Source organism: Streptomyces sp. NPDC006134 (assembly GCF_040628835.1).
Taxonomy (GTDB): Bacteria; Actinomycetota; Actinomycetes; order Streptomycetales; family Streptomycetaceae; genus Streptomyces.
The window spans coordinates 141,680-154,153 of sequence record NZ_JBEXTV010000003.1 but is presented as its reverse complement, the minus strand read 5'-3'; the positions used below and the strand labels follow the sequence as shown (position 1 = coordinate 154,153).

Genomic DNA, 12,474 nt, shown 5'->3' with positions numbered 1-12,474 from the left:
TGAGGCGTACGGTGGTGGAAGTCTGTCGGCAGGAAAAGAGGTAACGGCATGGACGTCGGGCTCAAGCGCGAGCTGGAGGAGAAGGTCCGCTCCGGTGAGCGGCTGTCCCGCGAGGACGGCATCGCGCTGTACGAGTCGGACGACCTGGCCTGGCTCGGCGGTCTCGCGCACGAGGTGCGGACGCGGAAGAACGGCGACGTCGTCCACTTCAACGTCAACCGCCACCTCAACATGACCAACGTCTGCACGGCCTCCTGCGCCTACTGCTCCTTCCAGCGCAAGCCGGGGGAGAAGGACGCGTACACGATGCGCATCGAGGAGGCCGTGAAGCTGGCCAAGGCGATGGAGTCGGAGAACCTCACCGAGCTGCACATCGTCAACGGGCTCCACCCCAACCTGCCGTGGCGCTACTACCCGCGCTCGCTGCGGGAGCTGAAGGCCGCCCTGCCGCACGTGTCCCTGAAGGCGTTCACCGCCACCGAGATCCACCACTTCGAGACGATCTCCGGGCTGAGCGCGAGCGAGATCCTCGACGAGCTGATCGACGCGGGGCTGGAGTCCCTCACCGGCGGCGGCGCGGAGATCTTCGACTGGGAGGTCCGGCAGCACATCGTGGACCACCGCACCCACTGGGAGGACTGGTCCCGCATCCACCGCCTGGCACACGAGAAGGGCCTGAAGACCCCGTGCACCATGCTGTACGGCCACATCGAGGAGCCCCGCCACCGCGTCGACCACGTGCTGCGCCTGCGTGAGCTCCAGGACGAGACCGGCGGCTTCCAGGTCTTCATCCCGCTGCGCTACCAGCACGACTTCGTCGACATGAAGGACGGCAAGATCCGCAACCGGCTCCAGGCCCGGACGCGGATGGCGACCGGGGCGGAGGCGCTGAAGACCTTCGCGGTCTCGCGGCTGCTGTTCGACAACGTCCCGCACGTCAAGGTCTTCTGGGTCATGCACGGCGTGCAGACCGCCCAGCTCGCCCTCCAGCACGGCGCCGACGACATGGACGGCTCGGTCGTCGAGTACAAGATCACGCACGACGCGGACAACTACGGCACGCCGAACAAGCTGACCCGCGAGGACCTGCTGGACCTGATCCGCGACGCCGGTTTCCGGCCGGTGGAGCGCAACACGCGCTACGAGATCATCCGGGAGTACGACGGTCCGGACCCGGCCCGCCGCGACTCCCCGCAGCCCATGCGGGTGTGAGCCCGGCCGGACGCGGGGGTACCCGGCGGCCATGAGCCCCCGCACCCCCGCGTCCCCGGCGGCTTCCTCGTCCTCCGAGGCTTCCGCGTCCGCGGCACCGGAGGACGCCTACACCGCCGAGCCCTTCGTCCCGGACCCGGACCACGCGGACCTCGCCGCCCTGCGCGAGGCCGCCGCCGGCTGCCGGGGCTGCCCCCTGCACCGGGACGCCACACAGACCGTGTTCGGCGCCGGGAGCGCCGACGCCCGCGTGATGCTGGTGGGCGAGCAGCCCGGCGACCAGGAGGACCGGCAGGGCCGGCCGTTCGTCGGCCCGGCGGGCAGGCTGCTGGACCGCGCCCTGGCCGAGGCGGGCATCGACCCGGGTGAGGCGTACGTCACCAACGCCGTCAAGCACTTCAAGTTCACCCAGGCCGGACCGGGCAAGCGCCGTCTCCACAAGGCGCCGACCCGGCGCGAGGCGACGGCGTGCGGGCCGTGGCTGGCCGCCGAGCTGGCGCTGCTGGAGCCCGAGCTGATCGTGGTGCTGGGCGCGACCGCCGGCAAGGCGCTGCTCGGGCCGTCGTTCCGGGTCACCCAGGTACGCGGCACGGTCCTCCAGGAGGAGATCCACGGCCGCCGGGAACGGCTGGTGCCGACCGTGCACCCGTCGGCGGTGCTGCGGGCGGAGGACCGGGAAGTGGCGTACCAGGGGCTGGTGTCGGATCTGCGGGTGGCGGCACAGGCCCTGGGGTGAACGGGCGCCCGAGACCCTTGAAGTAATGGTTACGATGGCTGCGTGTCCCTTACTTTCACTCTCGATCCCGCTGTCACGCCCGCCCTGCGCGAAGGCGTCCTCGACCTGTGGACCGACGTCTCCAACGCGGGCGGCTCCGTGGGGTTCGTACCGCCCGTGACGCGCGAGGAGGTACGACCGGAGCTGGTCAAGCACATGGTCGCCATGGCGGAGGGGCGGGCCCGGCTGCTCGTCGGCCACGACGAGGCGGGCGAGGTGGCCGCCACCGCGTTCCTCACCTTCAACACGCACCGGCTGATGGCCCACTGGGTGTGGCTCTACACGGTGATGGTGCACCCCCGTCACCAGGGCAGGGGATACGGCCGGGACCTGCTGGCCGCCGCCGAGGAGGCGGCCCGCGGCCTGGACGGCATCGAGGCGATCCGGCTGACCTGCCGGGGCGGACGCGGTCTGGAGCGGTTCTACGCCTCCTGCGGTTACAAGGAGGTCGGCCGGGTGCCCGGCGCGATCCGGGTCGCGCCCGGCGACGACCGCGACGACATCATCATGCTGCTGCCGCTGATCTGACCGCCGTACGTCTTCGTCTCACCGCCGTACGCCTCCGCCTCGTCCCCGCGCCGCCTTCGCCTCGTCGCCGGGCGGTCTCCGCGCACCACCCCTTTGCGTGATCGGGACGGCGGCGTGCTTCACTGGAGGCCGGGCGCCCCTTTGGGGACGTACGGACCTTACGGACCCTTCGGAACGGAAGAGTGGATTGAGATGCTCCGCTACACGCTGAAGCGCCTCGGGATCTTCGCGGGCTGCCTCGTGGTCGTCTGGGGCCTCGTCTACTCCGGTGTCTTCCCCCGCGGCCTCGGTGACTCCAACGGCATGTGGATCATCCTGCTCGCCCTGGTGATCTCGGCCCCGATCAGCTTCGTGGTCCTGCGCGGCGAACGGGACCGGGCCTCCGAGCAGGTGGTGCGCCGGGTGGACCGGATGAAGGCGAACCTGGAGGCCAACCGCAGCCAGGAGGACCTGGCCGACGACGCGGCCCGAAGGGCGGCGCAGGGACAGACCTCGTGAGGGCGGCCGATGGCCGCGTAAGGACCGCGTAAGGTCCGTCACACGTGACAGCGCCCCGGTTTCCGAAATCCCTGGAAACCGGGGCGCTTTGTGTTTAACGGGCGGCTTCGACCCCCAGCCTCTCAAAGAAAGGCTTTGGGGGTCTCAAAGTGCCGGTGTTAAAGTCTCATGCATGAACTCAGCAGCCGCGCCCTCCGCACCCCCGAGCGTCGCGCTCGTGGCGCGCCTGCACGTGGACCTCTGTCGGTGCGCGTCCGCGACCTGTCGTCCCTGACGTCGTTCCCCTCCCCGACCCGCCGTCCGCCACGTCAGTCTCTGCGCGTCCCCAACGGAGCTTGCCCGTGTCCACGAACACGAAGTCCTTCAAGGTGCCCTTCTGGGCCCAGATAATCGCCGGTCTCGTCCTCGGTGTCGCACTGGGCTGGATAGCCCGCAGCCAGGACGTGTCCTGGCTGGTCACCACCCTGGAGAAGATCGGCGACGTCTTCATCGGCCTGCTGAAGCTGGCCGTCGCCCCGCTCGTCTTCTTCGCGATCCTCGTCTCGATCACCAACCTGCGGAAGGTCAACAACGCGGCCCGCCTGGCGACCCGCACCCTCCTCTGGTTCATGATCACCTCGCTGATCGCGGTCGCCATCGGCCTCGCCATCGGCCTGGTCACCAACCCCGGCGCCGGCACCGGCCTCACCCCCAAGGACGGGGCGAAGCCGGAGCACACCGGCTCCTGGATCGACTTCCTCACCGGCATCGTGCCCAAGGACGTCATCACGCCGTTCACCGAGCTGAACGTGCTCCAGATCGTCTTCATGGCCGCCGTCGCCGGTATCGCCGCCCTCCAGCTCGGCGACAAGGCCAAGCCGATCCTGAACCTGAGCGAGTCCGTCCTCGAACTCCTCCAGAAGGCCCTGTGGTGGGTCATCCGCCTCGCCCCGCTCGGCACCGTCGGCCTCATCGGCAAGGCGATCGCCACCTACGGCTGGGACCTGATCGGCAAGTACGCCACCTTCACCGCCGACATCTACGTCGGCTGCGCCCTCGTGCTGTTCGTGGTCTACCCGGCGCTGCTCGCCGGTGTCGCCAAGGCCAACCCGCTCCAGTTCTTCAAGGGCGCCTGGCCCGCGATCCAGCTCGCCTTCGTCTCCCGCTCCTCCGTCGGCACCATGCCGCTGACCCAGAAGGTCACCGAGCGCCTGGGCGTCCCGAAGGAGTACGCGTCCTTCGCCGTGCCGTTCGGCGCGACGACCAAGATGGACGGCTGCGCCGCGATCTACCCGGCGATCGCCGCGATCTTCGTCGCGCAGATCTTCGACATCCCGCTCAACGTCGGCGACTACCTGCTGATCGCGTTCGTCTCGGTGGTCGGCTCCGCCGCCACGGCCGGCCTGACCGGCGCGACGGTCATGCTGACCCTCACCCTGTCCACGCTCGGCCTGCCCATGGAGGGCGTCGGTCTGCTGCTGGCGATCGACCCGATCCTGGACATGATGCGCACCGCGACCAACGTCGCCGGCCAGGCCCTGGTGCCGGTCATCGTCTCCGCCCGCGAGGGTCTGCTCGACCGCGAGGCGTACGACACCGCCCACAGCTCGCCGATCGACGAGCCGGAGCGGGAGCAGGTACGCGACCGGGAGCCGGTTCCGTCCGCCGCCTGACGGCCCGCCCGGCGGCCACCTGGCCGCCGTCCGGCGAAGCCCTGACGTCCGCCGCGAGGCGCAGGCGCTGACCGAGTCCGTCCGTGCCGGGATCGATCCCGGACTGCCCGCAGACCGCCGCCTCCGGGCCGGTCTGCGGGCCTTTTTCACGCACACCGCCCGGCACCCCCGCGGCTGGAAAGTGCTGCGCCCGCGGACCCGGCCCTCCTAGCCGTCGATGTCCAGCGCTGTTCCGTACAGACGGTCCACCTTCAACCGGATGACCACTCGGCGCTCGGCGACCAGCTGCTCCAGAAACGCATCTTCGTTCTCCGGCTTCGCGGCCTGCGGGATCATTCCGAGCAGTTCCCGGCCGACCGCATCGCCGGGAACCGTCGTGATCTCGGAGACCTCGGCCTCGCCTTCGGCGACGGCGAACGACCACACGTCGCCACCCTGCACGTGCAGCGCCGCACGCGGGTCGCGTCGCAGGTGCCCGACCTTGACGCGGTCGGCCGTCGTCGAGAACCGCACGATGCGGGCCTCGGGGTCCCAGCTGTACACCATGGTGGTCAGGTGGGGGTGGCCACTGCGCTTGACGGTGGCGAGCGTGCCGAACTGCTGCTTGCCGAGGAGGTCGGAGAGGGCTTCGTCGGACAGTGGGCGAGGCGCTGGTCCTTGTGTCATGATCCGATCAACGTCCGTGGCCACCCCGCAAGTTCCTGGACGCCGTGAGCCCGATCCCCGCTTTCGCACAGCGCCCTGGACCCGGCGATCAGGACTCCCTGGCCGCCCTGCCGGACAGCGCGGCTGGGCGGTCGCCGAGCTGGTGAACCCCGTACGGAGCGGGGACGCTTCGGGGCTCAGTGCTCGCCGCCGTCCGGCGCGGATTGGACTTTCGGCAGTGGTCGGGCAGCGCCCGATGTCCGTACCGTCGTCTCCGTGGACAGCACGATGATCAACGGTGAGACCGTGACCGGGACCGCTGTTTTACGGCGTGTTGTACGGCGGTCACGTGAGCCCGGGCCCCTCCTCACCGTGGCCACCGCGGTGGCCGCCGTTCTGAGCGTGACGAACCCGTGGTGGGCTGTCCCGACCGCCGTCGCCGCGTTCCTGGCAGGGCGGCGGCCGGGACGGACGGCGCCGACAGCGCTCGCCCTGGTCGCGGTTCTCGCGGCCGGTGTGGTGGCCTTGTCCGTCGTTCCCGCGTGGTTCCCGCTGGCCGGCCGGTTCGTGGCAGTGGTGGTCGCCGCCACGATGCTGCCCTGGTTCGCGGGCCGGTTCTGGTGCCAGTACCGGCAGCTTGTCCGGGCCGGGTGGGAACGTGCCGATCAGCTGGAACGCGAGCGCCGGCTGATCGCTGACCAAGCCCGGCTGCGCGAGCGGGCGCGCATCGCCCAGGACATGCACGACGTACTCGGCCACGACCTCAGCCTGATCGCCCTGTCGGCCGGCGCGCTCAAACTCGCGCCGGATCTCGAAGAGCACCACCGAAAGGCCGCGGGGGAGATCCGGGCCAGGGCCGCGGCCGCGGTGGAGCGTCTCGGCGAGGTGATCGGCGTCCTGCGCGAGGAGACCGGCACGACGCCCCTGGACTCCGGCGACTCCAGCCTCGCGGATCTGGTCTCCGAGGCTTCCGCGGCCGGCCTCACGGTGGAGTCGCGCATCGAGGGCGAGGAGGACGGCCCGCCGCCCGCGGTCGGACGGGCGGTCCACCGGGCCGTGCAGGAGGCTCTGACCAACGTGGCCAAGCACGCGCCCGGCGCGACCGCGACCGTCCGCGTGACGCATACGGCGGCGGAGACGGAGGTCGTCGTGGAGAACGGCCCGCCGTCGTCCGCGGCCAACCCGTGGCCCCGGCCCCGCAGCGGAGGGCGTGGCCTCATCGGTCTCGAGGAACGTGTGCGGCTGACCGGCGGTTCGTTCGACCACGGCCCGCGCGACGGGGGCTACGCGGTCGTCGCGCGTATCCCGCACACGCCCTCGCCGCCACCGCCCTCGCCACCGCCACCGCTCGCGCCCTCGGTCTCTCGCGGTCACCAGGTGCCGGAGGAACATCGCCGCGCCCGGCGCCGGGTCGGCCGGGCCCTGGTCGCCGCGGTCATGGTGCCCCTCGTGACGGGAGCTCTGCTGAGCGGAGCCCTCATGGTCTGGGAGATGCTGTCGGCGTCGCGGTCGGTCCTGGACCCACGCGACCATGCCCGGCTGCGTGTGGGGCAGGACCGTTCCGAGGTGGAGCGTCTCCTGCCGGACCGGCAGACGGACCATCGACCGCTGACCGCCGAACCGACGGGAGAGGGCACGACGTGCGAGTACTACGCGATGACGGCCGACCGGTTCGACGACCGGTCCGGCGACGCCTACCGGCTCTGCTTCCGGGAGGACACCCTGGTGTCCCTGGACACGGTCACCCCGTGAGCGCCCGATGATCCGGGTGCTGATCGCCGACGACGAGCCGATGATCCGGGCAGGGGTACGCGCCGTTCTCGCCACGGCCCCGGACATCGAGGTCGTCGCCGAGGCCGCCGACGGACACGACGCCGTGGAACTGGCCCGGCGCCACCGTCCCGCGGTGGCCGTACTCGACATCCGCATGCCGGGGCTCAACGGCATCGAGGCCGCCGCGGAGATCCGCACCGCGGTGCCGGCCACGGGCATCGTCATGCTGACGACCTTCGGCGAGGACGAGTACATCCTCAAGTCGCTCGGCGGCGGTGCGGCGGGCTTCCTGATCAAGTCGGGCGAGCCCGAGGAACTGATCACCGGAGTCCGCGCGGTGGCCGAAGGCGCCGCCTACCTCTCACCGAAAGTCGCGGCCCGGGTCGTCGCGCACCTCGCCGCGACGGGCGCGGGCACCCTGGCCGGCCGGCGCTCCGCCGCCCGCCACCGGGTCGCCGCCCTCACCGCCCGGGAAAGAGAGGTACTGGCCTTTCTCGGAAGCGGCCTGTCCAACGGGCAGATCGCCCGGCGGCTCCATGTGGTGGAGGGAACGGTCAAAGCCCACGTAAGCTCCATCCTGGCGAGACTGGGCGTCGACAACCGGGCCGCTGCCGCGGTCGTCGCCCACGAGGCCGGGATCGTCCCGCCCCCACTTTCCCAGCCGTGATGCCGCCCCCTGGGCCAAGGGCAGGAACGCGAGGAGCACCGCCGCCACGGCAGCGCCGCCGAGCACCGCGCCGGCGAGCACGTCGTGCGGGTAGTGAACCCCCACCAGCACGCGCAGCAGCGCGGCGGCCCCGGCCAGCGGCAGCGTGACCACGGCGAGGCGGGGCCGCAGCACGGCGAGGCCGACGGCCAGCCCGGCGGCCAGGGTGGCGTGGTTGCTCGGGAACGACCAGTCCCCCGCTGCGGGGCATTCCGCGACCAGTCCGGCGCCCGCGCGCAGCGCACGGCAAGGACGCTCCTCGTCCACCACGAGCTTCACCGCTTCGCTCACCGCGTAGGCCGCGACGGTGCCGAGGCCGGTCAGCACGGACCCGGCGGCCCCGCGCGCGTCCCTGCGGCGGATCGCCGCCCACCCCGTCCAGGCGAGCAGCATCCCGAGGATCACGAGAGTGCCCTCGGTGGCCACCTCCAGGAGAGGGCCCAGCCACGACGGCGCGTCCGCCACCACCCCGGTCACCGACCGGTACGCGGACGCCGAAGCCCCACCCGTGACCTCCACCGCACCGGCCTCGCCCAGCCCGCCGGGGGACAGCCGGGCGACGGCTCCCGCGCCCACGCCCAGGACGGCCGCCGCGCCGAGCAGCCGACCGGCTCGGGCTCTCGTCCGCGGTCCTCGCTGTTCTCGTTGATCTTGCCGTTCCCGCTGTTCTCGCTCCATGAGGCCCGACCGTAGAAGCGGGAACGGCCGGGAACCCGAGCCGAACGGCAACACCGGACCTTGCCGATCGTCAGGGTTGACGGCCGCGGGCACCTCCGTTTCCCGGAGATCGCCCCGCGCGTCCGGAGCAAACGTGACTTACTCGCCCGTAACCCCCGGAGCTGCACAGCTCCACCGCCGGACCGCCCCGCAATCCGCACGAACCCCCCACGACGGCACCGTACGATCCCGTTCCTGACGACCGCAGGTAACCCCTCACCTCCCCTCCTGCCGGTGACCGCCTCGCCGTACGAGGCACGTACGCCATGCAGCGCAGCCGTGCGCCGCTGCACATCCCAGGAGCCGCCCGTGACCACCCCGCTTCCCTCCTTCGCGCCCTCCGCGGCCTTCGACGACGCTCCCGGCCCCGTGCTGGTGGAGCCGGAGACCCGGCGGCTGGACGGGGTGGTGAGGGAGGCGTACGTACCACCGCTCGTGCCGCCCGTGCGCCACGGCTCCCTCGCCGACCTGCCCTTCGAGAACGCGACCGCGGTTCCCGGCGCGGTGGTGTTCAGCCGCAAGGCGGGGGACGGGCGCTGGGCGGACGTGACGGCGGCCGAGTTCGCCGCGCAGGTGCGGGCGGTGGCCAAGGGCCTGATCGCCGAGGGCCTGAAGCCGGGTGACCGCCTCGCCGTCATGGCGCGTACGACGTACGAGTGGACCCTGCTGGACTTCGCCGCGTGGGCGGCGGGCCTGGTGACCGTCCCCGTCTACCCCACCTCCTCCGCCTTCCAGACCCGCTGGATCCTCCAGGACTCGGGCGCGGTCGTCCTCGTCACCGAGACGAGTGAGCAGGCGGCGGCCCTCGGCCCGGAGCTCGACCGCCTCCCCGGCCTGCGCGGCGTGTGGGTGATGGAGGAGGGCCACGTGGAGCAGCTGGCCCGGCTGGGCGAGCACCTGCCGGACACCGAGGTGGACGTCCGCCGCGGCATGCTCGGCCCGGCCACCCTCGCGACCCTGGTCTACACCTCGGGCACGACCGGCCGCCCGAAGGGCTGCGCGCTCACCCACGGCAACTTCTTCGCCGAGGTCGACAACGCGATCGAACTCCTGTACCCGGTCTTCCGGGCGCAGGCCGGCGAGGAGCCCTCGGTCCTGCTCTTCCTCCCCCTCTCCCACATCTTCGGCCGGATGGTGGCCGTCGCCTGCGTCCGCGCCCGCGTCCGCCTGGGCCACGCGCCGAGCCTGAAGGCGGGCGACCTGCTGCCGGACCTGGCCGCCTTCAAGCCCACCTGCCTGCTGACCATCCCCTACCTGCTGGAGAAGGTCTTCAACACCGCCCGGGCCCAGGCCGAGGCGGCCGGCCGGCTGACCGCCTTCGACCGGGCGGCGTCCGTCGCCGTGCGCCACGGCGAGGCGGTGGAGGCCCGGCAGGCGGGCCGGGGCAGCGGACCGGGCGGCGCCCTGAAGACGGCCCGCGCCTTCTACGATCCCCTCGTCTACCGCCGCATCCGCGCCGCCCTGGGCGGCCGGGTCCGCTATGTGATCTGCGGCGGCTCCCCGCTCGGCCGCCGCCTGGCCGCCTTCTACGCCGGTGCCGGCATCCAGATCTTCGAGGGGTACGGCCTGACCGAGACGACCGGCGCGGCGACGGTGACCCCGCCGCTCCGCCCGCGCCTGGGCACGGTGGGCTGGCCGCTGCCCGGCACCCGCGTCCGCATAGCCGCCGACGGCGAGATCCTCGTCTCCGGCGACCAGGTGCTGCACGGCTACTGGGACCCGCAGGCCGGCCAGGTGGTCCCCGCCGCCCCCGACGGCTGGCTGCCCACCGGCGACCTCGGCAGCCTGGACGACGAGGGCTACCTGACGATCACCGGCCGCAAGAAGGAACTGCTGATCACGGCGGGCGGTACGACCGTGGCCCCGGCCCCCCCTGGAGAACTGGCTGCGCGCCCACCCCCTGATCTCCCAGTGCCTGGTCCTGGGCGACCACCGCCCCTACGTCAGCGCGCTGATCACCCTCGACCCGCACGGCGTCACCCACTGGCGCCGCATGAACGGCAAGCACCCGGTCCCGCCGGAGCTCCTGGTCGACGACCCGGAACTCCGGGCGGTCCTGCAACGCGCGGTCGACGAGGCGAACAAGCTCGTCTCCCGCCCCGAGTCCATCCGCCGCTTCGCCGTCCTCCCCCGCGACTTCACGGAGGAGGCGGGCCACCTGACCCCGTCGATGAAGCTGCGCCGGGACGCGGTGCTGCGGGACTTCGCGGACGTGGTGGAGGGCCTGTACGCGTAGGTCAGCGGGAGGCCGGCTCCCCGGCGAGGAAGGCCGACCAGGCGGTGGGGGAGAGGGTGAGGCGGGGGCCGGTGGGGTTCTTGGAGTCGCGGACGTGGACGGTGTGGGGGCAGGCGGCGACCTCGACGCATTCGCCGCCCTCGCCACCGCTGTGGCTGGACTTGCGCCAGGTGTAAGCGACTTCCAGGCAGTCGCCGCCTTCGCCGTCGCTGTAGCTGGACTTGAACCAGTCGAGTTTCTCGGCGGTCATAGTTCCCCCAGCTTCTTCTCGATCAGGGCTTGGGACTCCGTGGGAGGGAGTGCCATCGCCCGCATGATCCCATAGCGCTCGGCGATCTTCCGTACCTCTTCCAGATCGGTGACCAACCGGGGGTAACCCTGGATCTCCGTGTACGCCACGGCGGGATGTCGCTTGGGCGTCAGCAGGTTGAACGCCCCGTCCATGTTGGGGTGGTGGTCAGTGTCGGTCGGCATCACCTGGATCTCTACATTCCGCATACCGCCGATACGCAGGAGCTGCCGCAGTTGGTGCGCGTGGACTTCAGGACCGCCGATCGGGCGGTCAAGGACCACTTCCTCCAGCACGTAACTACAGACAGGTGCGGGCCACCTCTCGAACACTTGCTGACGCGCCAGGCGGTCCGCCACCCGCCTCTCGATGGTCTCCTCGTCCAGCAACGGTCGTCGGCGCGAGAACACGGCTCGCGCGTAGGCCTCCGTCTGCAACAGCCCTGGTACGCCCTGGTTGGCGTAGAAATGCAGCTCGACCGCCTCCGCCTCCAGCGCCGCGTACCCCCGGTACCACTCCGGATGCCGCGTCCGCGCCTTCGCCATCGCCTCCCGGAGTTCGGGGAGCGCGGCCTTCAGCAAGCCTCCCCCGTCCAGCAGTTCATCCGCTTTCTCCAGTACTTCCGGCCGGGGGACCCGCACCGCCCGCTCCATGGCGGACACCGCGTCCGGCCCGTACCCCACCAGTTGCCCGAACTCCTTCTGCGTGAGCCCCTTCCGCTCCCGCAGCAGCTTGAGCATCTTGCCCAGGGCGATGAACAGCCCCGTCGTTCCTTCCTCCTCGGCCGGTGTCTCCGGCCTCCGCTCCCGTTCCTCCGTCACGCACCCCACCGCCTTCGTGTCGTCGTGGTCACGAACGACGCCCCGTACGCCCCACCCAGCGCATCCGCACAACTACGCAACGTCGCGCCGTCGTCCCTGGTCAGCGTAGAGACAACCCACCACGCTCAGTCACATGAACGCCGAAATCTCCACCCTCACCGACGAACTGACCCAGCGTCTGAGCGCCACCCCGCGCGGCGCGCGCCTCGCCCGACGTCTCGCCGGGCAGTGGCTCGACGCCTGGGGCTTCCCCTACGGCGGCGAGGTGAACGACGCCGCGCAGCACGTCGTCGCGGAGCTGGCCGCCAACGCCGTCACCCACGGCCGCGTACCGGGCCGGGACTTCGAACTGCGCCTCCTGCTGGCCCTCCCCGACGCCACCCTCCGTATCGAGGTGAGCGACGCCCGGGGCGACCGCCTCCCCGTACCGGCGGCACCCGGCGACGGCGGAGGCGACGGCGACGGCGGCCGGGGGTTGTGCCTCGTGGGTGCCCTCTCCCGCGCCTGGGGGGTCGCCGGGCGCGCGGTCGGCAAGACGGTCTGGGCGGAACTCCCCCTCAAGGAGCCCGGACCGGCGGCCACCAGTATTGGACAGGCCGATGCAAAACTCTGCTAGCCTTCC

General features: G+C 71.6%; 12 protein-coding genes and 3 pseudogenes. 11 read left to right on the top strand and 4 right to left on the bottom strand.

The features are described from left to right. Positions 1-48 precede the first annotated feature (48 nt). From mqnE to ABZ340_RS03250, 7 genes and pseudogenes are all read left to right on the top strand, one after another. Positions 49-1,212, top strand: coding sequence for an aminofutalosine synthase MqnE (mqnE, locus tag ABZ340_RS03280; protein ID WP_358780018.1), 1,164 nt, complete (start codon positions 49-51; stop codon positions 1,210-1,212). Between the two features lie 31 nt (positions 1,213-1,243). Further along, a complete protein-coding gene (locus ABZ340_RS03275; RefSeq protein WP_358780017.1) occupies positions 1,244-1,948 on the top strand; it encodes a UdgX family uracil-DNA binding protein in 705 nt (234 codons plus the stop codon). Positions 1,949-1,990: 42 nt separating this feature from the next. Then, positions 1,991-2,515 carry a GNAT family N-acetyltransferase gene (locus tag ABZ340_RS03270; protein WP_358780016.1) on the top strand — a complete coding sequence of 175 codons (525 nt, stop codon included), beginning with the start codon at positions 1,991-1,993 and terminating at the stop codon, positions 2,513-2,515. Positions 2,516-2,707: 192 nt separating this feature from the next. Continuing rightward, the gene (locus tag ABZ340_RS03265; protein ID WP_358780015.1) at positions 2,708-3,013 is read left to right on the top strand and encodes a DUF4229 domain-containing protein; all 306 of its coding nucleotides are present in this window, start codon (positions 2,708-2,710) and stop codon (positions 3,011-3,013) included. 172 nt (positions 3,014-3,185) lie between these two features. Continuing rightward, positions 3,186-3,287 (top strand): putative leader peptide, encoded by a 102-nt coding sequence (locus ABZ340_RS03260; RefSeq protein ID WP_358780014.1) that lies wholly within the window; start codon positions 3,186-3,188, stop codon positions 3,285-3,287. Positions 3,288-3,348: 61 nt separating this feature from the next. Continuing rightward, complete coding sequence (locus ABZ340_RS03255) at positions 3,349-4,665, top strand: dicarboxylate/amino acid:cation symporter (protein ID WP_358780013.1); 1,317 nt, start codon at positions 3,349-3,351, stop codon at positions 4,663-4,665. 46 nt (positions 4,666-4,711) lie between these two features. Next, positions 4,712-4,852 (top strand): annotated as a pseudogene (locus tag ABZ340_RS03250) (TetR/AcrR family transcriptional regulator); the annotation flags it as partial. Between the two features lie 20 nt (positions 4,853-4,872). Here the strand turns inward: ABZ340_RS03250 and ABZ340_RS03245 are convergent. Continuing rightward, a complete protein-coding gene (locus ABZ340_RS03245) occupies positions 4,873-5,331 on the bottom strand; it encodes a PPOX class F420-dependent oxidoreductase (RefSeq protein ID WP_358780077.1) in 459 nt (152 codons plus the stop codon). A gap of 267 nt (positions 5,332-5,598) precedes the next feature. Between ABZ340_RS03245 and ABZ340_RS03240 the strand changes: the two genes are divergently transcribed. Further along, on the top strand, positions 5,599-7,062 hold the full coding sequence (locus tag ABZ340_RS03240) for a histidine kinase (protein ID WP_358780076.1): 1,464 nt from the start codon (positions 5,599-5,601) through the stop codon (positions 7,060-7,062). 7 nt (positions 7,063-7,069) lie between these two features. After that, positions 7,070-7,750: a response regulator transcription factor gene (locus tag ABZ340_RS03235; RefSeq protein ID WP_358780012.1), complete on the top strand. Its 681-nt coding sequence runs from the start codon at positions 7,070-7,072 to the stop codon at positions 7,748-7,750. Positions 7,751-7,792: 42 nt separating this feature from the next. Here the strand turns inward: ABZ340_RS03235 and ABZ340_RS03230 are convergent. Further along, positions 7,793-8,182: pseudogene (locus tag ABZ340_RS03230) on the bottom strand (phosphatase PAP2 family protein); the annotation flags it as partial. A 633-nt stretch (positions 8,183-8,815) separates the two neighbouring features. Between ABZ340_RS03230 and ABZ340_RS03225 the strand changes: the two are divergent. Next, positions 8,816-10,742, top strand: a pseudogene (locus ABZ340_RS03225) (AMP-binding protein). Position 10,743: 1 nt separating this feature from the next. Here ABZ340_RS03225 and ABZ340_RS03220 read toward each other — a convergent pair. Together ABZ340_RS03220 and ABZ340_RS03215 are read right to left on the bottom strand one after the other, a co-directional pair. Further along, a complete protein-coding gene (locus tag ABZ340_RS03220) occupies positions 10,744-10,992 on the bottom strand; it encodes a DUF397 domain-containing protein (protein WP_358780011.1) in 249 nt (82 codons plus the stop codon). Beyond that, positions 10,989-11,852, bottom strand: a complete 864-nt coding sequence (locus ABZ340_RS03215; protein ID WP_358780010.1) for a helix-turn-helix transcriptional regulator — start codon at positions 11,850-11,852, stop codon at positions 10,989-10,991. Before ABZ340_RS03215 ends, ABZ340_RS03220 begins: the two co-directional genes overlap by 4 nt. A gap of 133 nt (positions 11,853-11,985) precedes the next feature. Between ABZ340_RS03215 and ABZ340_RS03210 the strand changes: the two genes are divergently transcribed. Beyond that, positions 11,986-12,468 (top strand): ATP-binding protein, encoded by a 483-nt coding sequence (locus ABZ340_RS03210; protein ID WP_358780009.1) that lies wholly within the window; start codon positions 11,986-11,988, stop codon positions 12,466-12,468. Positions 12,469-12,474 lie beyond the last annotated feature (6 nt).